The sequence below is a fragment of the Hydrogenophaga sp. 2FB genome, assembly GCF_005503365.1.
Classification (GTDB): domain Bacteria; phylum Pseudomonadota; class Gammaproteobacteria; order Burkholderiales; family Burkholderiaceae_C; genus Hydrogenophaga.
Genome location: NZ_SCML01000026.1, coordinates 65,488 through 85,959 on the forward strand (window position 1 = coordinate 65,488; position 20,472 = coordinate 85,959).

15 protein-coding genes and 4 pseudogenes are annotated in these 20,472 nt (G+C 67.3%); 10 read left to right on the forward strand and 9 right to left on the reverse strand.

The window, feature by feature from the left end; genetic code table 11:
* Positions 1 to 35 precede the first annotated feature (35 nt).
* Positions 36 to 1,529 (reverse strand): cryptochrome/photolyase family protein, encoded by a 1,494-nt coding sequence (locus tag FFS09_RS16500; protein ID WP_137919991.1) that lies wholly within the window; start codon positions 1,527 to 1,529, stop codon positions 36 to 38.
* A gap of 63 nt (positions 1,530 to 1,592) precedes the next feature.
* Between FFS09_RS16500 and FFS09_RS16505 the strand changes: the two genes are divergently transcribed.
* The 7 genes from FFS09_RS16505 (at position 1,593) to FFS09_RS16535 (ending at position 7,412) form a co-directional block, all read left to right on the forward strand.
* Positions 1,593 to 2,183 (forward strand): YqgE/AlgH family protein, encoded by a 591-nt coding sequence (locus FFS09_RS16505; RefSeq protein WP_137919992.1) that lies wholly within the window; start codon positions 1,593 to 1,595, stop codon positions 2,181 to 2,183.
* A gap of 140 nt (positions 2,184 to 2,323) precedes the next feature.
* Positions 2,324 to 2,698: a Holliday junction resolvase RuvX gene (gene ruvX, locus FFS09_RS16510; RefSeq protein WP_252374402.1), complete on the forward strand. Its 375-nt coding sequence runs from the start codon at positions 2,324 to 2,326 to the stop codon at positions 2,696 to 2,698.
* Positions 2,695 to 3,219 carry a bifunctional pyr operon transcriptional regulator/uracil phosphoribosyltransferase PyrR gene (gene pyrR / locus FFS09_RS16515; protein ID WP_502703737.1) on the forward strand — a complete coding sequence of 175 codons (525 nt, stop codon included), beginning with the start codon at positions 2,695 to 2,697 and terminating at the stop codon, positions 3,217 to 3,219. Before ruvX ends, pyrR begins: the two co-directional genes overlap by 4 nt.
* A gap of 2 nt (positions 3,220 to 3,221) precedes the next feature.
* Positions 3,222 to 4,181 carry an aspartate carbamoyltransferase catalytic subunit gene (locus tag FFS09_RS16520; protein WP_137919994.1) on the forward strand — a complete coding sequence of 320 codons (960 nt, stop codon included), beginning with the start codon at positions 3,222 to 3,224 and terminating at the stop codon, positions 4,179 to 4,181.
* A complete protein-coding gene (gene hisC / locus FFS09_RS16525) occupies positions 4,178 to 5,344 on the forward strand; it encodes a histidinol-phosphate transaminase (RefSeq protein WP_137919995.1) in 1,167 nt (388 codons plus the stop codon). Before FFS09_RS16520 ends, hisC begins: the two co-directional genes overlap by 4 nt.
* Positions 5,341 to 6,672 (forward strand): dihydroorotase, encoded by a 1,332-nt coding sequence (locus FFS09_RS16530; protein WP_137919996.1) that lies wholly within the window; start codon positions 5,341 to 5,343, stop codon positions 6,670 to 6,672. The genes hisC and FFS09_RS16530 overlap by 4 nt, the downstream gene beginning before the upstream one ends.
* Complete coding sequence (locus FFS09_RS16535) at positions 6,669 to 7,412, forward strand: lysophospholipid acyltransferase family protein (RefSeq protein ID WP_137919997.1); 744 nt, start codon at positions 6,669 to 6,671, stop codon at positions 7,410 to 7,412. The genes FFS09_RS16530 and FFS09_RS16535 overlap by 4 nt, the downstream gene beginning before the upstream one ends.
* Here FFS09_RS16535 and FFS09_RS16540 read toward each other — a convergent pair.
* The 5 genes from FFS09_RS16540 to FFS09_RS16560 form a co-directional block, all read right to left on the reverse strand.
* On the reverse strand, positions 7,409 to 7,720 hold the full coding sequence (locus FFS09_RS16540) for a DUF3325 domain-containing protein (protein ID WP_252374396.1): 312 nt from the start codon (positions 7,718 to 7,720) through the stop codon (positions 7,409 to 7,411). The two genes, FFS09_RS16535 and FFS09_RS16540, sit on opposite strands and share 4 nt — an antisense overlap.
* Entirely contained in the window at positions 7,713 to 9,410 is a 1,698-nt protein-coding gene (locus FFS09_RS16545) for a PepSY-associated TM helix domain-containing protein (RefSeq protein WP_137919999.1), read from the reverse strand. The genes FFS09_RS16540 and FFS09_RS16545 overlap by 8 nt, the downstream gene beginning before the upstream one ends.
* Positions 9,411 to 9,420: 10 nt before the next feature.
* The gene (locus FFS09_RS16550) at positions 9,421 to 9,723 is read right to left on the reverse strand and encodes an iron uptake protein (protein WP_137920000.1); all 303 of its coding nucleotides are present in this window, start codon (positions 9,721 to 9,723) and stop codon (positions 9,421 to 9,423) included.
* Positions 9,720 to 11,933 (reverse strand): TonB-dependent siderophore receptor, encoded by a 2,214-nt coding sequence (locus FFS09_RS16555; protein WP_137920001.1) that lies wholly within the window; start codon positions 11,931 to 11,933, stop codon positions 9,720 to 9,722. The genes FFS09_RS16550 and FFS09_RS16555 overlap by 4 nt, the downstream gene beginning before the upstream one ends.
* Positions 11,934 to 12,220: 287 nt before the next feature.
* Positions 12,221 to 13,453 (reverse strand): helix-turn-helix domain-containing protein, encoded by a 1,233-nt coding sequence (locus FFS09_RS16560; protein WP_137920002.1) that lies wholly within the window; start codon positions 13,451 to 13,453, stop codon positions 12,221 to 12,223.
* Positions 13,454 to 13,681: 228 nt separating this feature from the next.
* Between FFS09_RS16560 and FFS09_RS16565 the strand changes: the two genes are divergently transcribed.
* Together FFS09_RS16565 and FFS09_RS16570 are read left to right on the forward strand one after the other, a co-directional pair.
* Positions 13,682 to 15,814 (forward strand): PQQ-dependent dehydrogenase, methanol/ethanol family, encoded by a 2,133-nt coding sequence (locus tag FFS09_RS16565; protein ID WP_137920003.1) that lies wholly within the window; start codon positions 13,682 to 13,684, stop codon positions 15,812 to 15,814.
* Positions 15,792 to 17,960, forward strand: coding sequence for a TonB-dependent receptor family protein (locus FFS09_RS16570; RefSeq protein ID WP_137920004.1), 2,169 nt, complete (start codon positions 15,792 to 15,794; stop codon positions 17,958 to 17,960). Before FFS09_RS16565 ends, FFS09_RS16570 begins: the two co-directional genes overlap by 23 nt.
* Here the strand turns inward: FFS09_RS16570 and FFS09_RS16575 are convergent.
* Positions 17,961 to 18,569 (reverse strand): annotated as a pseudogene (locus FFS09_RS16575) (glutathione S-transferase); the annotation flags it as partial.
* 386 nt (positions 18,570 to 18,955) lie between these two features.
* On the opposite strand from FFS09_RS16575, the pseudogene FFS09_RS31695 reads away from it, so the two are divergent.
* Positions 18,956 to 19,152: pseudogene (locus FFS09_RS31695) on the forward strand (IS3 family transposase); the annotation flags it as partial.
* A gap of 89 nt (positions 19,153 to 19,241) precedes the next feature.
* Here FFS09_RS31695 and FFS09_RS16585 read toward each other — a convergent pair.
* A pseudogene (locus FFS09_RS16585) lies at positions 19,242 to 19,511 on the reverse strand (integrase core domain-containing protein); the annotation flags it as partial.
* Between the two features lie 630 nt (positions 19,512 to 20,141).
* A pseudogene (locus tag FFS09_RS16590) lies at positions 20,142 to 20,336 on the reverse strand (transposase domain-containing protein); the annotation flags it as partial.
* Positions 20,337 to 20,472 lie beyond the last annotated feature (136 nt).

Sequence of the window (20,472 nt, forward strand, 5' to 3'; positions counted from 1 at the left end):
TGTCGATGGGTTGTGATCCCGGATCGGGTCTGCCCCTACCGTTTCCTCGGATTCTTCACCACCGCGTACCGCAGCAGCGTGCGTTCACGCGCCACGGCGTGATCCACGACGGGATGCGGGTACGTGTCGCCCAGCACCACGCCGGCGGCCGCCAGTTCGATGTCGTTGGCCCGCCAGGGCGCGTGAATCGCGGCATCGGGCAGCGCGGCGATCCGAGGCAGGTAGCGGCGGATGAACTTGGCCTCCGGGTCGAACTTTTCGCTTTGCGTGACCGGGTTGAAGATGCGGAACCACGGTTGCGCGTCGCAGCCGCTGGAACTGGCCCACTGCCAGCCGCCATTGTTGGCCGCGAGGTCGTAGTCGATCAGGTGGTCCGCGAAGTAGCGCTCGCCCCATTGCCAGTGGATGCCGAGGTCTTTCACCAGAAAACTGGCCACCACCATGCGCAGGCGGTTGTGCATGTAGCCGGTCTGGTTGATCTGCGCCATCGCCGCGTCCACCAGCGGGTAGCCGGTGCGGCCCTCGCACCAGGCCGCAAACAGGTCCTTGGCGTGTTTGCCGTGCTCGAACTTGATGGCGTCGTACTCGGGCTTGAAGGCCTTCTCCACCACGTGCGGGAAGTTGGCCAGCACCTGATGGTAGAAGTCGCGCCACACCAGTTCCGACAGCCAGGTGCTGGCGCCGACCATGCCCTGCAGGTGCATCTGGTAGGCCACCGAGGCGACCTGCCGGATGGAGATGGTGCCAAAGCGCAGGTGCGTGCTCAGGTAGCTCGGCCCTTTCACGGCCGGAAAATTCCGCGCTTCGCCGTAGCGGTCGATGCGCTCGACGAAATCCTCGAACAACTGGTGCGCGCCACTCGCTCCCGTGGGCAGGGCGAGCTGCGCCAGGTTGGTGGGTTCGAAGCCGAGGTCTGACAGGCCGGGCACGGGCGCCGCGTGCGCGGCGGGCACGTTGGCCAGCGCACCCGCATGGGGGGCCACCGGATACGCCTTGAGGTGGAACGGCGTGAGCGCCTTGAGCCAGGCGTTCTTGTACGGCGTGAACACGCCGAACGCATGACCGGCTTGGGTGAGCACCTCGCGCCGCTCGAAGACCACGTGGTCCTTGTGGCTGTGCAGCAGGATGCCGGCGTGCGCCAGGTCTCCAAACACCTTGGCGTCGCGCGCCAGTGCGGCCGGCTCGTCGTCGTGGTTGGCAAACACCGCCTGCACACCCAGTTTCTGCGCCAGCGCCGGCACCGCCTTGAGCGCGGAGCCGTGCAGCACGATCAAACCCGCGCCGTCCACGCCGTGCTCGCGCCCCAGCGCGCGCAGGCGTTCGTGGAGCTCCATCAGGGACGCACGGATGAACTCCACGCGCCGGTCCGCCCGCAGGCCGCGCTCGCGCAGGTCGTCGAGGATGTCGGTGTCGAACACGAACACGCACCAGACCTGCCGGCACACCTTGAGGGCGTGGTACAGCGCCGCGTTGTCCTCGGCGCGCAGGTCGCGGCGGAACCACATCAGGCCTTTGGCATAGCTGTTCATGGTCGCGGTGGTGTTGCCCCCGCCGGGCGATGCCCGGTAGGGTAGGCGGCTTAAAATCGCGCCATGTCTGCTGATTTTGCCCCCATCAATCTGACCAATCACTTTCTGATTGCGATGCCCGGCCTCAGCGACGAGCTTTTTGGCCGCAGCGTGGTATTCATGTGCGAACACAGCGAGCGCGGTGCGCTCGGGTTGGTGATCAACAAGCCCAGCGACATCCTGTTGCCCCGTCTTTTCGAGAAGGTCGACCTGCGCATGGGCCGCGACGACCTCGCCAAACTGCCCGTCTTTCAGGGCGGGCCGGTGCAGACCGAGCGGGGCTTCGTGCTGCACGAAGCCGTGTCGGGCGAGGGCGAGTCGGTGTACGCCTCGACCTTGTCCATCCCCGGCGGGCTGGAAATGACCACTTCCAAGGATGTGCTCGAGGCCATGGCGTCGGGCGCGGGCCCACGCCGGGTTTTCGTATCGCTCGGTTATGCGTCCTGGGGACAGGGGCAGCTCGAATCGGAAATCACCGAAAACAGCTGGCTCACGGTGGAAGCCGACCCCAATCTCATCTTTGACGCACCGGTGGAGGAGCGCTACGAGCGGGCCATGAGCCTGTTGGGCGGCTTGCAGCCCTGGATGCTCTCGCCCGACGCGGGGCATGCATAAGGATGGAGCCCCCACGCTCCACCGCTTCGCGGGTCGCTGCCCCCCAAGGGGGTTGGGCCCGCCTTGGGGGCGGCCCGGCGGCGGTCCCGCCTTCTCCGTTGCCACGTGGTGTGGATCCTGAGGTGCCAGCGCATTGCCAGATGTTTCTGGCGTTCGACTACGGCCTGAAGCGCACCGGCGTGGCCGTTGGCAACCGCCTCACGCGCACCGCCACACCCCAAACCACCATCGCCGCCGAAGGCGACGCGCGCTTCGTGCAGATCGCGCAGCGCCTGCAGGAATGGCAACCCGACGCACTGGTGGTCGGCGTGCCCTGTCACCCGGACGGCACCCCGCATGAAAACACCGCGCGCGCGCTGAAGTTCGCGCGCCAGCTGCGCGGGCGCCATGGTCTGCCAGTGTTCGAGGTGGACGAACGCTACAGCACCACCGAGGCCCACAGCCTCGGTGCCAAAGACGCCGATGCCGCATCGGCGTGCATCATCCTGGAACAGTTTTTGAGGAGCTTGCCTTGACGTCGTTGTCGTCTTCCGATCTGCCCGATGCCGAGGCTCTGTATGGGGAGCTGGCGCGTGGGGTGAAACAACTTCTCGCGTCGTCGCCCGAACCGGTGATGTTGGCCGGCATCACCTCCGGTGGTGCCTGGCTGGCCGAGCGCCTGCAGCGCGACCTGGGCCTGCCCGGCGCGGCGGGCGTGATTTCGTCGAGCATGCACCGCGACGACTTCGCGCAGCGTGGCCTCGCGTCCAGCGCGCAAACCGTGCTGCCGTTCGACGTGAACGGCGCGCACGTGCTGCTGATCGACGACGTGCTCTACACCGGCCGTACGCTGCGCGCCGTGATCAACGAACTTTTCGACTACGGCCGCCCGGCCAGCGTGCGCCTGGCGGTGCTGGTGGACCGGGGCGGGCGCGAACTGCCGATCGAGCCCAACCTGTGTGCCGCGCGCCTGGACGTGCCGGCCAAACGCTCGCTCGAACTCGCGCGCGACGACAGCGGCCGACTGAGCTTCGTGCTGGAAACCAAGGAAGCCTGAACGTGCAACGCAAGAACCCCCAGCTCAACAAGAACGGTGAACTGATTCACCTGCTCTCCACCGAAGGCCTCTCGCGCGAGATCCTCACGCAGATCCTGGACACCGCCGCCAACTTCACGAGCGTGAGCAACCGCGAGGTGAAGAAAGTGCCGTTGCTGCGCGGCAAGAGCGTGTTCAACCTGTTCTTCGAGAACAGCACGCGCACGCGCACCACCTTCGAGATCGCGGCCACGCGCCTCTCGGCCGACGTGATCAACCTCGACATCGCGCGCAGCTCCACCGCCAAGGGCGAGTCGCTGCTCGACACCATCGCCAACCTGAGCGCCATGGCAGCCGACATCTTCGTGGTGCGGCACAGCGAGTCGGGCGCGCCGTACCTGATCTCGCAGCACGTCGCGCCGCACGTGCACGTGGTCAACGCCGGTGACGGTCGCCACGCGCACCCCACGCAGGGCTTGCTCGACATGTACACCATCCGCCACTACAAGAAGGATTTCACCAACCTCTCGGTGGCCATCGTGGGTGACGTGCTGCACTCGCGCGTGGCGCGCTCCGACATCCACGCGCTCACCACGCTCGGCTGCCCCGACGTGCGCGTGGTCGGCCCGCGCACGCTGGTGCCGAGCGACCTCTCGCACATGGGCGTGCGCGTGTGCCACACGCTGGAAGAGGGCATCAAGGACTGCGACGTGGTGATCACGCTGCGCCTGCAGAACGAACGCATGAGCGGCGCGCTGCTGCCCTCAAGCCAGGAGTATTTCAAGAGTTTCGGCCTCACGACCGAGCGCCTGCGCTGGGCCAAGCCCGACGCCATCGTGATGCACCCCGGCCCGATCAACCGCGGTGTGGAGATCGACTCCGCCGTGGTGGACGGGCCGCAGAGCGTGATCCTGCCGCAGGTCACCTACGGCATCGCCGTGCGCATGGCGGTGATGGGCATCGTGGCGGGCAACGAGGCATGAGCGCCGCGCCGGGCCGTTCCCAAGCAAGCTCGCACCGCAGCCTGCAGGGCGAAGCAACTCCAGTGAGCGAGGCCGATCGATTCTGGAGCCCGGCGCTTCGGGGCCTGCGCGCCTACACGCCCGGCGAACAACCGCAGGGCGGGGGCTGGATCAAGCTCAACACCAACGAGAACCCGTACCCGCCGTCGCCGCTGGCCCTGCGGCGCATGGCCGAGGCGGTGGACGAGCGCCTGCGCCTCTACCCCGACCCGCAAGCGCTCGCGCTGCGACAGACCATCGCGGCCCAACAGGGCTTGCAGGTCGACCAGGTCTTCGTCGGCAATGGTTCGGACGAGGTGCTGGCGCATGCCTTCATGGGGCTGCTGCGCCATGGCAAGCCGGTGCTCGTGCCCGACATCAGCTACTCGTTCTACCCGGTGTACTGCGGGCTGTACGGCATCACGTGCCAGCAGGTGCCGCTCGACGACAGCTTTCGCGTGCGCGTGGCCGACTACCTGCAGCCCAATGGCGGCATCGTGCTGCCCAACCCGAACGCGCCCACCGGCATTGCGCTGCCCCTGAGCGAGCTGCGCTGGCTGCTGGAGCGCAACACCGCATCCGTGGTGGTGGTGGACGAAGCCTACGTGGACTTCGGCGCCGAGAGCGCCGCCACGCTGATCGATGAATTCCCGCAACTGCTGGTGATCCAGACGCTGTCCAAATCGCGCGCGCTGGCCGGTCTTCGCGTGGGTTTTGCGCTGGGCCATGCGGACCTCATCCGCGCGCTGAACACCGTCAAGGACAGCTTCAACTCTTACCCGCTGGACCGCGTTGCACAGGTCGGTGCACAGGCCGCTCTGGAAGACCAGGCGCACTTCCACGAGATCACCCAGCGCATCGTCAACAGCCGCGAATGGCTGGCCGCTCGGCTGGCGGCGCTCGGTTTCGAATGCCTGCCGTCCAGCGCCAACTTTCTGCTGGCGCGGCATCCGCAGCGCAGCGCGTCTCAACTGCAGCAGGCCTTGCGCGAGCGCAAGATCCTGGTGCGCCATTTCAACCAGGCGCGCATCGCCGAGCACCTGCGCATCACCGTCGGCTCGCAGCCGGAGTGCGAAGCCCTGGTGGATGCGCTGAGCGATCTGCTCGCGCCCGTTCAGTCTGACAACAAGGTGGCATCCGCATGAAGATCCTGATCCAGAACGGCCGTGTGATGGACCCGGCCACCGGGCTTGACGAGATCGCCGACGTGGCGATCGCCGCCGGCCGCATCATCGCCATCGGCAACGTGGCCGCCGACTTCCACGCCAACCGCACCCTCGACGCCGCCGGCTGCGTGGTCGCACCCGGCCTGGTGGACCTGGCCGTGCGCCTGCGCGAACCGGGCCAGGAACACACCGGCATGTTGGAGAGCGAGATGGCCGCGGCCGTGGCCGGTGGCGTGACCTCGCTGGTCTGCCCGCCCGACACCGACCCGGTGCTCGACGAGCCCGGCCTGGTCGACATGCTCAAGTTCCGCGCCGAAAAACTGCACCTCGCGCGCGTGTTCCCGCTAGGCGCGCTCACGCGCAACCTGCAGGGCGAGGTGCTGACCGAAATGGCCGAACTCACCGAGTCCGGCTGCATCGGTTTCGGCCAGGCCGAGGTGCCCATCGTCAACGTGCAGGTGCTGCAACGCGCGCTGCAATACGCCGCCACCTTTGGCTACACCGTGTGGTTGCGCCCGCAAGATTTCTGGCTCGGCAAAGGTGTGGCCGCCAGCGGTCCGCTGGCGACGCGCCTGGGCCTCGCCGGCATTCCGGCGGCGGCCGAAACCATTGCGCTGCACACCTTGTTCGAGCTCATGCGCGGCGCGCAGGGCAAGGCGCGTGTGCACCTGTGCCGCATCAGCAGCGCGGCGGGTCTGGCGCTGGTGCGCCAGGCCAAGGCCGAAGGCCTGCCCGTGAGCTGCGACGTGAGCGTGCACAACCTGCACCTGACCGACGTGGACATTGGCTACTACGACAGCCGCCTGCGCCTGCAGCCCCCCGTGCGCCAGCAACGCGACCGCGACGCGCTGCGCGTGGGCCTGGCCGACGGCACCATCGACGCGCTGGTGTCGGACCACAACCCGGTCGACAGCGATGCCAAGACCTTGCCGTTCGCCGAAGCCGAGCCCGGTGCCACCGCCGTCGAGCTGCTGCTGGGGTTGGCCTGCACCTGGGCGCAGCAGGACGGCCTGGGCCTGATGCAGGCGTTGCAAGTGCTCACCTGCGGCCCGCAGGCGGTGCTGGGCGCGAGCCTGGGCACGCTGCAAGCGAGCGTGGGCCGCATCGCCGTGGGCGGCGTGGCCGACCTCTGCGTGTTCGACCCCAACGCCAGCTGGACGGTGCAGCCCGATGCGCTGCGCAGCCAGGGCAAGCACACGCCTTTCGGTGGCCACGAACTGCCGGCGCGCGTGCGCGCCACGCTGGTCGCCGGGCAGGTGGCTTACCACGCGGCAGACGCCACCCACGAACGGGTCGCCCACGCGTGAAACTGCTGCGCACGCTCTCGCGTGCCCTGCGGGCCACGTGGCACGTGGTGCGCGGCGTGTGGATCATCCGCACCGAGTTCGGGCGCCTCACGCCGCCACAAACCCAGCTGCTGGTGCGCGAATGGACACGCCGCATGCTGGTGATCCTGGGCGTGGAGCTGGAGGTGCGGGGCACGCCGCCCGAGCAGGGGCCGATGCTGCAGGTGGCCAACCACATGTCGTGGCTCGATATCCTGGTGATGAACGCCGCGCGTCCCAGCCGCTTCGTGTCCAAGGCCGACGCCGAGCACTGGCCACTGTTCGGCAGGCTCATCACCGGCGCGGGCACGCTCTACATCGAACGCACCAGTCGGCGCGACGCCATGCGCATGGTGCACCACATGGCCGAGCGGCTGGAGCTGGGTGACATCCTCTCGGTGTTTCCCGAAGGCACCACGGGCGACGGCCGCGAGCTGTTGCCTTTCCATGCCAACCTGCTGCAGGCCGCGATCTCGGCCAAGGCGCCGGCGCTGCCGGTGGGCTTGCGCTTCGTGAACAGCCAGACCGGCGAACCGCACCCCGGGCCGCTGTTCGTGGGCGAGACGACCTTGATGGGGTCGATCTGGTCCACCTTGAGCGCCGATCACCTGCGGGCGGTGGTGCGCTATGGTGAGCCGCAGTGGTCCGAGGGGCGCGATCGTCGCGCCTGGGCCCACGATTTGCGCAACGACGTGGATCGCCTGCGCAAGACGGCCGACTAAGGGCGCAACAACTCCCGCAGCACCTGCGGGCGCCATGAGAGCAGCATCGCCACCGCGAAGGCCGACAGGGCGAGCAGCATCACCCAGACCAGTGCGGCCATGCTGGCGTGGTCGGCCGTCAGGCTGAGTGCGAGCGAGGCCAGCAGGCCCAGCGCGCCGGCCAGGCGCAGGCCGTTGCGCCGCGCCCGCGGCAGTGCCCGCATCGTGCCCGCCACCTGCTGCCAGTGCGCCTCCATCGAGAGCGCCAGCCAGGCCATGCCGGCGAAGGCCGACAGCGCGGCCAGTGAGAGCAGAACAGCCTCAAACACGGGCGGCCTCCTCGGGTGCATTCGATGCCGGTGGCGCTGATGCCGTCGCGCGCTGGCGGCGCGTCAGGCGCCTGGCCGTGGTCAACGCCAGGCCGGCCGCGGCGATCAGCGCCAGGTCCACGCCGGCCACGGGCCAGTAGGTGAACAAGGTCTTGCCCAGGTGGTCACCGGTGCTCGCCCAGTTGAGCAACACCGCCAGCAGCGCGAGCGCCGCGAAGCCCCAGCACTGTTCGCGCCACGCGGGCGAGGCCGCACCTTGCGCCACCGGTGCGCTGCGCCAGAACGCATGCGCGGCGGCCAGTGCCCAGGCACCCCAGAAGACCAATCGCTCCCATTCGCCCTTGCTGGCGAGCTCCGCCGGCAGCACGCGGTTGGCGGCGAGGATGGCCGCAGAGGCGATCAGCATGCCGGTGACGGTGCTCACCGCCAGTGCGTCGACCACGCGGCTGCCCATGCGGCCCTGCTGCGCGTGTTGGCGCTTGCGCTTTTCGACGAAGAACAGGAAGCCGGTGGCGATGCAGGCGCAGCCCAGCAGGCCGCCGAACACATAAAGCCAGCGCAACAGCCAGTGCTCGAAGTGTTGCAGGTGCAGGCCCGTGAGGAACTCCTCGATGCCGTGCGGCACGGTGGGTGCCGGCTCTTCGCGCAGCACTTCGCCGGTGGAGCCCTTGAAGTGCACCGCCTGGCCCACCAGTGCGACGCGGTCGCTGCCGGCGCGGTAGATGCTCACGTAGCTGTTGGCATCGCCCACGTGGTGCACCTGCAGGAAGCCCACCTGGCCGGGCATGCCGCGCGCGTCCCAGCGGCGCTGGGCTTCGAGCACCATCGCGTCCACCGAGGCCAGGGCAGCGGCCACGCCCGCACGCTCGTGCGGCAGGCCGGTGGCGGCCGCCTCGGCCACCTCGTGCGCTTGCGCCAGCGGGCGCAGCAGGGTCTGCGACACCGGCAGGTAGTAGAACTGCGCGAAGATGACCAGCCCCGTGAAGGCGAAGAAGAAATGGAACGGCAGCGCCACCACCCCGGTGAGGTTGTGCAGGTCGAGCAGGCTGCGCCGCGTGTGCTTGTGCGGCCGGAAGGTGAACAGCTCGCGAAACACCTTGCGGTGCATCACCAGGCCGGTGACCAGCGCGGCGAGCATGGTCAGCGCGGCCAGCGCCACGATCCAGTAGCCGATCAGCTTCCACTCCAGGTGCAGGCTGTAGTGCAACGGGTAGAAGAACTCGCTGCCGATCTTCTGCTGCCCTTCGCGCAGTGCCTGGCCGTTGCGAGGGTCGATGGTGGTGTCGCCGTGGATGTGGTTGTGGTCCTGCGGGTCTTTCGGCTGCGGCACGCGAAAGCCCACGCCCATGGCCAGCACCGGGTCGCGGTGCGTGGTGTAGGCCCAGAACTCGTCGGCCGGCAGTTCCAGACGCGGCGTCATCGGGCCTGGCTTCGGGTCGTGCAGCAATGGCATGTTCGCCGCGTAGTCCACCTCGTCCGGCTGCACACGCTGCAGGATGGGCAGCAGCACGCGGTCGAACGAGGGCATGGGCTGCGGCTCGAAGCGCGTCTCGGGAATCGCCCAGCGGTCGAACTCGCGGTCGAACACCGAGAGCGAACCGAAGAAGAACACGACCATGAGCACGAAGCCCAGCACGAGGCCGAACCAGGTGTGCAACCAGGTCATGGAAAGGCGGAAGTTGGACAACATCGTGGGTTCCTCAGATCAAGCGGTTCTGCAAGGCCCATGCGGCCGCCGTCATGGCCAGGCCGCCGCCCGCCAGCACGAGCCACACGCGCGCCAGGCTGCGCGCCGCGAAGGCCCAGAGAAAGGCGCCCAGGAAGAACAGGAAGGCCAGCAGCATCAGCACGGTGTGCGCCTCGTGGTAGTCCACGCCGAGCGCCACCAGTCCGGTGATGCCCAGGGTGGTGATGCCCCAGGTGAAGGCGTACCCGCCCAGCAGGCTGGCCGCGATGCGGCCCAGCACGTGGGCGGTGGAGGGCGGGGGTGTTGTGGTGTTCACCAGCGGTAGTCGGCGGTCAGCACCACCTTGCGTCGGCCCCCGAACCAGCAATCGCCGCGCGCCAGGCAGACAGCGATGTAGTCCTTGTCGGCCAGGTTGTTGACGTTGAGCGCGAAGCGCCAGGGCCCGGTTTCGTACGCGGCCATCGCGTCCATCAGGGTCACCGACGGCACGAACACCGAGCCCGTGCCGTCGCCGATGCGGCCGATGTAGCGCGCGCCCGCGCCGATGGACAGGCCCGGCAGGCCGAAGTGGCGGAAGTCGTGCACCGCCCAGACCGAGCTCATGTGCTTGGGAATGCCTTCGAGCTGCTGGGTGGGATCGAGCGCGCCGCCATAGGCCGTGGCGCTGGCGCGCGCGTCGGTGTAGGTGGTGCTGGCGAGAAACTGCCAGGCGCCCATGCGGGCCTGGCCTTCCAACTCCACGCCCTTCACGCGCGAATCGCCGATCTGCTTGTTGAAGCCGATGTGCTCGGGGTCCGCGCCCAAACGGTTCTTCTCCTTGAGCGAGAACACCGAAGCGGTGGCCTGCACCGGCAGGCGTTTGGACGCCCACTTCACGCCCACCTCGACCTGCTCGCCGCGCTTGGGCTTGAAGGCGCGGTTGGCGAAGTCGGTGCCTCCGATCGGGGTGAACGACTCCGAGTAGCTCACGTAGGGCGAGAGGCCCGGCAGCACCTCGTAGACCACGCCGACATTGAGGCTGGTGGCCGCGTCGCGTGTGGTCTCGCCACCCACCACGGTGTTGCGCACCTGGTCGCGCCGCGCGCCCAGGCGCACGCTCAGGCCGTTCTGGAACTTGATCTGGTCCTGCAGCAACAAGCCCTGGCGCTTGATGTGCGTCTCGGTCGGCGTGGCGTTGCCCAGCGAGGGGCGCGGGAAGCTGCCGTAGACCGGGTTGTAGACGTTGAGCGGCGTGCCCGCGTCTTCGGCCGCGGTCCGGCTGGACTTCATGTCGGTGGCGTCGAAGCCGGCCACCACGCGGTGCTTCACGCCGCCCAGGTCCCAGTCGCGCTTGAGCAGCACCTCGCCGGTGGTCAGGCGCATGCGGTCTTTGGAGATGTACCAGGGCCGCCCGAGGTACTGGCCGTTCGGGTCGGGGTTGCCGGCCGCGTCGAGGAAGCCGGACCACCAGTCCATGTACATCGACTCCATGAGCCCGTCCACGCGGTCGTGGCGCAGCTGGTGGCTCAGGCGCCACTGGTCACCCAGGGCGATGTCCATCGAGTAGCCCACGCGGTTGCGCGTGCCGCCATAGGTGTCCCAGTCGGGCTCGCCGGCGAACAGGTTGCGCGGGATCGGGCCATTGGGCGCGGGCAGCAGCGTGCCGGCCAGCGGCAGGAACGCGTTGGTGTTCTGGCTGTTGTCCTTCTGGTGCTCGGCGTAGACGGTGAAGCTGTCCTGCGCGTTCGGCTTCCAGGTGAGCGAGGGGGCGAACAAGGTGCGCTTCTCCTTGGCGAAACGGATCTGCGTGTCGCTGTCCTTCTCCACCGCGACCAGCCGGTACAGCAGCGAGCCGTCGGCGTTGAGCGGGCCGGTGAGGTCGGCGTGCACCTCGCGCAGCGCGTCGTTGCCCACGCGAATGCCCACCTCCCGCTGGGCCTCGGCCAGCGGTCGCTTGGGCACGAGGTTGACCACGCCGCCCGGGTCGTTCTGCCCCGCGATGATCGACGAGGGACCGCGCAACACCTCGATGCGCTCGTAGTTGTAGGGCTCCACGCGCATCACGCCGTAGTAGCCCGTGAGCGGTTCGCGCAGGCCGTTGTAGAGCACGGTCGATTCCTCGCTGCCGCGCAGCGAGAACCAGTCGGCGCGGTTGTCGATGCCGTAGAGCTCGTTGCGCACGCCCGCCGCGTAACGCAGCGCTTCCTGCAGGTTGGGCGAGCCCTGGTCGCGGATCTGTTCGGCCGTGATCACGGTGATCGACTGCGGCGTCTCGTTCAGTGCCGTGTCCGTCTTGGTGGCGGTGGCGCTGCGCTTGGCGACGTAGCCACGCACGGGACCCAACGCGCGCTCTTCCTCGCGCGGCGCGGTCACGCGCACCGTGTCGAGCGTGGGGGTGGCGTCAGCGGGAGGCGTGGATTGAGCCAGCGCCAGCGGGGCGATGGAGAGCATCAGACCGGCCACGGCGATGGCCGCGGGCGAGCGCAGATGGCGGGCTGAAGGGAGGAAATGTCGGGATCGGTCGAACGGGAGTTGGTGCTGGTACATGGTTACGAGAGCGCTTGATGCGCCCCTGACCACGTCAGCGCGACCCCCTCCCTGCGGAATGGATCGCTACCATCGTGCACGAATCCGACCGCACACCTTCGTCATTGAAGGCGAGCCGCCGATCGAAAGGGGGCAAACAGCCACGCCACATGGGTTGTCGAATGGGGTGGCTGGCTAGGAACGCGCGCGCTCGATCAGCTGGCTGACGGTCTGCCGGCAAGCGGACAGTCCGTTGCATTGTATAAGAATAATTCTCATTTGCGCCGAGCGGGCCGGCGCCCGATTTTTCAATCGCCGCTGGCGCAAGGCACTGGCTCCCGGGTCTTCTGCAACCGCCGGTACAGCATGCCGCGCGACACCCCCAAGGCCCGGGCGGCCTTGGCGATGTTGCCGCCGCACGCCGCCAGCGTGGTTTCGATCAGGCGCTGCTTGTGGTCGAGCAGCGTGGCGTGCGCGCTGACCTGTTCCACGTCGGGTTCGGGCGTGGGCGCTGCCGGCTCCACCACCGGCACCGTCGGTGGTGGAACGGACAGGGCCACCGCGTGCCTGAAGTCCGCGCCATCGCTGGCGGTGAGGGTGCCCTTCATCCACACGCCCAGGCCATTGGGCAAGTGCAGCGTGTGCGCATGCGCCTGGCGCGGCAAGGCCAGAAGGTGTTCCAGCGGTGCGCCGAACACCTCGCCCACGGTGGGCCGGCCTTCCATCTGGCAGCCGGTGAGGCGGCGGCCCACGCCATTGAGCCAGAGCACGCGGCCATGGCTGTCGATGCCGGCAAGCGCCTCCATCGGCGTGCCGAGCAGGGTGGGGCTGGCCTGGAAGTGCAGCACGAGGTGCTCGACCGATTGCAGCTGCAGCAGGTGGTTTTCGATCGTGGTGGCGTACATGCCGACCACCGATGCGGCGTCGAACTGGAAGCGCCCAGCCTCGATCGACACGTCCAGCACGCCCGCCAGCTGGCCGTGGATGTCGCGGATCGGCGCGGCCGCGCAGTGGATGGTCTGCAGGCACTGAAAGAAGTGTTCGGCGCCGGTGACAGTGCAGGCCTCGCCCGTGCGCACCACGACGCCGGGCGCGTTCGTGCCGATGTGGCTTTCGGCGATGTTCACGCCCACGCGCGACGCGGTCTTGAGCAGGGGCTGGTGGCTCACCTGGGGCAGTTCGGTGGCGTGGATCACCACGCCCTGCGCGTCGGTCAGCAGCACGCGGCAGTCGGTGCCCGCGAGCGCGGCTTCCATGTTGTGCAGTTCGAGGTGGCCCGCCTCCAGCAACTGCCGGTTGCGGTTCAGGCTGGCGTGGGCGCGGCTGCGCGTGACCTGTTCGAAAGCCACCACCTCGCTGGGCCGGTGGTGCGCCGAGGCGCAGCGCAGCCAGGACTGGATCACCGCCTCGCCGATCAGGCCCGAGGGGCGCGTACCTTCGTCAAAGAACAACTGCCGCGCCAGCGCGGTGCGCTGTTCGGCGGTCTGGAAAAACAGCTGGCGCGGCGTGTTCGCCTGCCCATGTTGTTGTGCGTGGGGCATGTGCGGGTCTCCTCCAACAGTATCGGACCCGGCGGCGCGGGTGGCATGCGGGTAAGCCCTCTCCCGAACCGGCGGCCAGGTGTTCCACGCCGGAACACATCGGGCACAGGGAAATCCCGAGGATGAATCGGAAAAGGGGGAGGCGGAAGATGGCGACGCTGGGCCGCACATGCCCGCCCGGCAGCCCCACCACAGCCCTGCGCCTCGCAGGCCGCACAAGGAGACAACATGACACCGTCACCCCACGCTTCAGCCAGGCGCCGCGCGGCCGCCGGCCTGTTCACAGCGCTGATGCTCTGCGGCGCCGCGCTCGCGCAGGCGCCGGCCAAGGGCTCGCCGGAACACATCAAGGCCGCTGTCGGCAAGGTCAACGCCGCGTACATGAAGGGCAACCAGAAGCAGACGGCGGACTGGCCGAGCTATGGCCTGGACTACGCCGAGACGCGCCATTCGAAGCTGAACCAGATCACCACCGCCAACGTGAAAGACCTCGGCCTGGTCTGGTCGTACAACCTCGAATCCTCGCGCGGTGTCGAGTCCACGCCGCTGGTGGTCGACGGCATCATGTACGTCACCGCCTCCTGGAGCGTGGTGCACGCGGTGGACGTGCGCACCGGCAAACGCATCTGGACCTTCGACCCCAAGGTGGCGCGCGAAGCCGGCTACAAAGGCTGCTGCGACGTGGTCAACCGCGGCGTCGCGCTGCACGAGGGCAAGGTGTTCGTGGCGGCCTACGACGGCCGGCTGATCGCGCTCGACGCGGCCACCGGCAACAAGGTGTGGGAGAAGGACACCATCGTCGATCGCAAGTTCAGCTACACCATCACCGGCGCGCCGCGCGTGTTCAAGGGCAAGGTGATCATCGGCAACGGCGGCGCCGAATATGGGGTGCGCGGCTATATCACCGCGTATGACGCGAACACCGGCGACCAGAAGTGGCGCTGGTTCACCGTGCCGGGCGACCCGAGCAAGCCGTTCGAGGACGCCTCCATGGCCAAGGCCGCCAAGACCTGGGACCCCGCGGGCAAGTGGTGGGAAGCCGGTGGCGGCGGCACGGCGTGGGACGCCATGGCCTTCGACCCCGAACTCAACCTCATGTACATCGGCACCGGCAACGGCTCGCCCTGGGCGCGCAGCAAGCGCAGCCCGGCTGGTGGTGACAACCTCTACCTCGCGTCCATCGTCGCGCTCAACCCCGACACCGGCAAGTACGTGTGGCACTACCAGGAAACGCCCGGCGACAACTGGGACTTCACTTCCACGCAGCCGATGATCCTGGCCGACATCAAGGTCAACAACCAGCCGCGCAAGGTGATCCTGCACGCGCCGAAGAACGGCTTCTTCTTCGTCATCGACCGCAAGAACGGCAAGTTCATCTCGGCGAAGAATTTTGTGGATGTGAACTGGGCCACCGGCTATGACAAGAACGGCCGCCCCATTGAAACACCGGCCGCGCGCACGGCGGACCGCCCGCGCGAAATCATCCCCAGCGCGTTCGGCGCGCGCAACTGGCACTCCATGTCGTACAACCCCGCCACCGGCCTGGTCTACATGCCGGTGCAGGGCGTGCCGCTCACGCTCATGGACAACAAGGACTGGAAGTTCAACGCCGAACGCCCGGGCGAACCGCACTCGAACATGGGCTGGAACCTCGCCACCTTTGCCAACGTGGAGCCGCCCAGCAGCAAGCCGTACGGCCGCCTCGTGGCCTGGGACCCGGTGCAGCAGAAAGCCGCGTGGACGCAGGAGCAGATCTCGCCCTGGAACGGCGGCACGCTCACCACCGCCGGCAACCTGGTGTTCCAGGGCACGGCCGATGGGCGCTTCATCGCCTACAACGCCACCAGCGGCGAGAAGTTGTGGGAGACGCCCACCGGCACCGGCGTGATCGCAGCGCCGTCCACCTACCTGGTCGACGGCAAGCAGTACGTGTCGATCGCGGTGGGCTGGGGCGGCGTGTACGGCCTGGCCCAGCGCGCCACCGACCGTCAGGGCCCAGGCACGGTCTACACCTTCGCCGTGGGTGGCAAGGCGCAGCCGCCGGCCTTCGTGAACTACCAGCTCGGCAAGCTCGTGGCCGGTGTGAAGTACGACCCGGCGCACGTGCCCGCTGGCACCGCGCTGTACGTGAGCAACTGCGTGTTCTGCCACGGCGTGCCGGGCGTGGACCGCGGCGGCAACATTCCCAATCTGGGCTACATGGATTCGGCCTTCATCGAGAACCTCGACAAGTTCGTCTTCAATGGCCCGGCCTCGGCGCGTGGCATGCCCGATTTCACTGGCAAACTCAGCCCCGATGATGTCCAGAAAATCAAAGCGTTCATCCAGGGCACGGCCGATGCCATTCGGCCGAAGAACTAGCCACGCCCGCGTTGCCCTTGGTGCACTCGCCAGCCTTGCGCTGGCGGTGCCCGGGTTTGCCCAGACGGGGGGCGCGGCGCGTGACCGCGATGTGGCGGGCGCGCTCGCGCCGGTCGTGATCACCGGCAGCTCGGCCTGGCAGGACCGCTGGCTCGCGCCGGGTTCGGTCGAAGTGGTCGATGGCGAGGAATTGCGCGCCGGCCAGTTGCAGATCAACCTCTCCGAAGGCCTGGGCCGCGTGCCCGGGCTGGTGGTGCGCAACCGGCAGAACTACGCGCAAGACCTGCAGATCTCCATGCGCGGCTACGGCGCGCGCGCGCCGTTCGGCGTGCGTGGCGTGCGCCTGTATGTCGACGGCATTCCCGCCAGCGCGCCCGACGGGCAGGGCCAGGCGGCGAACTTCCCGATCGGCAGCGCGGACCGCATCGAGGTCATCCGCGGGCCGTTCTCCGCGCTCTACGGCGCTTCGGCCGGCGGGGTGATCGCGCTCTACACACAAGACGGCCAGCGCCCCACCGAGTGGCGCACCGGTGTGGTGGCCGGTGAGAACGGCCTGTGGCGTTTTTCCACGCAGCTCAGCGGGCAGACCGGCACGGCCGAGCAACCCGGCTGGTCGTACACGCTCGACGCGGGCAAGTTCGCCACCGACGGTGAACGCACGCAGTCGGCCGCCTCGCGCAGCACCGGCAACCTGAAGCTCAGCCGCGCGCACGACGGCGGGCGCACGGTGCTCGTGCTCAACCGCCAAAGCAGCCAGGCACAGGACCCGCTGGGCCTCACGCGCGCCGAGTTCGATGCCGACCCGCGCCAGACCACGGCGGCGGCCACGCAGTTCAACACGCGCAAGAGCGTCTCGCAAACGCAGATCGGCCTCGCCTGGGAACAGGCGCTGGGCAACGGCCACCGCATCGAACTGATGGGCTATGGCGGGCAGCGCGCGGTGCGCCAGTTCCAGGCCATTCCCACCGGGGCACAGATCCCCGCCGGCAGTGCAGGGGGCGTGATCGATCTGGACCGCGACTACTGGGGCTGGAACGCGCGCTGGAGGCTGGACCGCAGTTACGACAGTGGTCGGCTCACGGTGGCCGCGGGCCTCGCATCCGACCGGCAGACCGAAGACCGCCTGGGTTACGAGAACTTCGTGGGCGCCATGCTGGGCGTGCAAGGCCGCCTGCGGCGCGACGAAACCAACCGCGCCAGCACCCTGGACCCGTACCTGCAAGCCGAGTGGCGCACGAGCACCACCACGCTGCTGGCGGGCCTGCGGCACTCCAGCGTGCGCTTCAAGTCGAGCGACCGATTCATCGCGGCGGGCAATCCGGACGACAGCGGCGCGGTGAAGTTCGACGGCTGGAGCCCCGTGCTCGGCATCCGGCGCGAGATAACCCCGCAACTGCAGGCCTTCGCCAGCGTGGGCCGCGGGTTTGAGACGCCCACGCTCAACGAGGTGGCCTACCGTCCCTCGGGCCTGACCGGCCTCAACACCGCGGTGAACGCGTCGCGCAGCCTCAGCGCCGAAACCGGTCTGCGCGGCAAGCAGGCGTGGGGTACCTGGAGCGCCACGCTGTTCGAGACCCGCACGCAAGACGAAATCGTGGTGCTCTCCAACACCGGTGGGCGTTCGACGTTTCAGAACGCCGGGCGCACGCGCCGCCAGGGCTTCGAGCTGGCCGGCTTGATGCAGTGGGGCAAGTTCACCCTCACGCCCGCCTTCACCTGGATGGACGCGCGCTACCGCGATGGTTTCGTCACCTGCACCGTCACACCCTGCGCCGTGCCCAATGTGCCGGTGGCGGCGGGCAGCCGACTGCCCGGGCTGGCGCGGCAGCAGGCCTACGTGCAACTGGCGTGGGAGCCGGGCTGGGCCAACAGCGTGTTCACGCTCGAAGCGCTGCACACCGGCCGCATGGCGGTGAACGACCGCAACACCGACTTCACGCCCGCCAGCACCGTGTTCAACCTCGGCGTGCGCTTCGAGCAGAACCGGGGCGACTGGACATGGCGCGAGTTCGTGCGCGTGGACAACTTCACCGACCGCGTCTATGCCGGCTCGGTGATCGTCAACGAAGGCAACAACCGCTTCTTCGAACCGGGCGCCGGGCGCTCGGTGGCGGTGGGCGTGGAGCTGGTGCGCAAGTTCCGCTGATCAGGCCTTGGTTCGCTTCAGCATTTCTTCGGTGTTCGACTTACGGTCGGCATTGACCTTCTGCACCGCGGGGCGCTCGCCCATCTTCTTGAGGTAGTCGCGCACCGGCAGGTCCGCCAGAAAATCGCGGCCGTAGATGATCTTGGTCGCGCCGCTCACGATGGGCAGGTGCACGATGCCGGCGCAGTCGGCCAGGGTGAAGGTGTCGCCCGCGAGGTAGGGCGAGAACACCGCCAGCTTCGCGAACGCGGCCACGTTCTTCTCCAGTTGTGGGCCGATCTTTTCCTTGGCCGCGTCGCTCACCTTGCCGCCGAAGAACGCCTCGGGGTAGAGGTTGCGCGCCACGAGTTCCAGGTGCAGCTCGATGTAGCGCACCAGCTCGCGCACCTTGGCCGCGGCGAACGGGTCGGCCGGAATCAGCGGGTGCTGCGGGTAGGCCGATTCCAGGTAGTCCAGGATCACGGTCGATTCCGACATCGCGCCGGTGTCCGTCTTCAGGTAAGGCACCTTGCCCAGGGGGCTGCAGGCCTTGTCGGTCTCGCCGATCCAGGCCAGTTCTTCCTCGAACGGCACGCCTTTTTCCAGCAGCGCGAGCTTGACCTTGTTGTACCCACCTCTTGCCCCCTATCCGGGAATACTTTGCAAAATAGAGGTTCTTTCATCTGGTATTCGGAAGAAAATTGTAAGTATGCCCAGATGAATACTTCGTATACTTTTGGCTGAGCCAACGCAGCGAAGACGGCGCCCGGCTCACCCCCCCCCCATACGAGAGAGCTTCGGGCTCGCGACCGCACCTACGGCAGTCCACGCGTCTGACACGATCTTCGAGCGCTGGGCGGGAGATGCGGGTGAACCGGATCATCCGGCTGATGGATCTGGCTAAGCTACAAGCTCGCCACAAGCGGCGCAGGCTATCTGGCGATGCAGGCAGCAGGTTTGAAAACCACGTCGCGCCCAACCATCTGCAACTCGAATTCAAGGCCAGCAAACCCAGCTCGCTGAAGCATCACTCAGACCAGGGAAGTCAGTACATCCGCGACGACTTCCAGCAGTTGCTCAAGGCACATGGCATCACCTGCAGCATGAGCCGTCGGGGTGTATGCTGAGACCTAGCCGCAAGGAGAGTTTCTTCTCATTTTTGAAGACGGGTAGGCTCAGCCGCAAGGTCTACCGGACGAGGGAAGAGGCCAAGTGCTACGTGAGTAGTTTGCATGCAGGCTGACTGTTCCATGAGTGTTAGCGGGTCAAAGTGGGCTTCCCCCAGTTTCCCGGACGGTTTGCTTAGCCCATTAAGCCTTGCTCAAAGTCAACTGGGCTGAGGAAGTCTAGCTTTGAGTGTTTGCGCACCGGGTTGTAGAAGCGCTCGATGTAATCGAACACATCGGACCTGGCTTCTTCCCTCGTCCGGTAGACCTTGCGGCTGAGCCTCTCGGTCTTCATGGATGAGAAGAAGCTCTCCATCGCGGCGTTGTCCCAGCATTCACCACGACGGCTCATGCTGCAGGTGATGCCTTGTGCCTTGAGCAACTGTTGGAAGTCGTCGCTGGTGTAGATTGCCAATGGACCTCAGTCGTCCTTCTGGCTGCTCCACCAAGGTACAGATCTTGGACGTGTAGGGGTCTCTTGGCCACCATCAGTTGGATGACCAGTGTCGACAGAAGCGGTCATACAACAATCAGAGCTGTATGTAGGTAACCAGTCTTAAGCAGCCCGCGTAGCCTCTTCTTCGGCTTGGCAGCGACAGCCGACGATGGGATACAGCGATGCTCGCGGGCTCCTTGCCACGCTGCGGTCATTCAGGACCTCGCAAGGCGAGGACCTGAGAGGCAGCTCTCGAGTGTGCTGCAGACATTGCATGCCAGTGTGTGGCGAGGACACGGCGCTTCGATGCGTTTACTCCAGTAAATAGTAGAAGGACGCCCACCCGCGCAGGAGTACCGACGACACACGCTAACGATTGAGGGTGAGCGTCTTACAACCCTTGACTTGCGCTGAAGTTTGAATCACTAGATCCGTTCCGCCTCGGCAGAGGTGCTTCAATGCAGCATGGTGACGTCATTGGACCGTGGCCGATCGCCGCTGGCGTCGCCGCCTCTCTTGCCTGATGAGTATGGCCCAAGCCCAATAGACGTAAGCGTCCAGCGATCCCATCTTGACGGTGGAGGCAAGACAACGCAGTGGTCAGAAAGGCTGTACCCAGCGATGCGGCAGCAGCTCATCAATCCGGTGGTGGGGATGTGTTTGCAAGCGCTCCAGCACGTCTTTGAGGTAGACCCACGGATCGTGTCCTTGCAACTTGGCCGACTGCACCAGACTCATCACGACGGCGGCCCGCTGGCCGGCCAGTTCGCTGCCACAGAATAGCCAAGCCTTGCGGTCATGCGAAGCTTCGCATGACCGAAATAAGGCGAACTCCACTTTTATGCGAAGTCGGCACGACGCTGTGGAATCGGCACCCTGGGCAGGATCGCCGCAGGGCACCGACACTGCTTCGCATAATCACAGCGCTTGC

Excerpts from the sequence above, each read along its gene's own strand:
- FFS09_RS16545 (WP_137919999.1), bottom strand. The coding sequence starts at position 9,410 with ATGTTGTCCAACTTCCGCCTTTCCATGACCTGGTTGCACACCTGGTTC.
- FFS09_RS16530 (WP_137919996.1), top strand. The coding sequence starts at position 5,341 with ATGAAGATCCTGATCCAGAACGGCCGTGTGATGGACCCGGCCACCGGG.
- ruvX (WP_252374402.1), top strand. The coding sequence starts at position 2,324 with ATGTTTCTGGCGTTCGACTACGGCCTGAAGCGCACCGGCGTGGCCGTT.
- FFS09_RS16565 (WP_137920003.1), top strand. The coding sequence starts at position 13,682 with ATGACACCGTCACCCCACGCTTCAGCCAGGCGCCGCGCGGCCGCCGGC.
- FFS09_RS16505 (WP_137919992.1), top strand. The coding sequence starts at position 1,593 with ATGTCTGCTGATTTTGCCCCCATCAATCTGACCAATCACTTTCTGATT.
- FFS09_RS16555 (WP_137920001.1), bottom strand. The coding sequence starts at position 11,933 with ATGTACCAGCACCAACTCCCGTTCGACCGATCCCGACATTTCCTCCCT.
- hisC (WP_137919995.1), top strand. The coding sequence starts at position 4,178 with ATGAGCGCCGCGCCGGGCCGTTCCCAAGCAAGCTCGCACCGCAGCCTG.
- FFS09_RS16560 (WP_137920002.1), bottom strand. The coding sequence starts at position 13,453 with ATGCCCCACGCACAACAACATGGGCAGGCGAACACGCCGCGCCAGCTG.
- FFS09_RS16500 (WP_137919991.1), bottom strand. The coding sequence starts at position 1,529 with ATGAACAGCTATGCCAAAGGCCTGATGTGGTTCCGCCGCGACCTGCGC.
- FFS09_RS16570 (WP_137920004.1), top strand. The coding sequence starts at position 15,792 with ATGCCATTCGGCCGAAGAACTAGCCACGCCCGCGTTGCCCTTGGTGCA.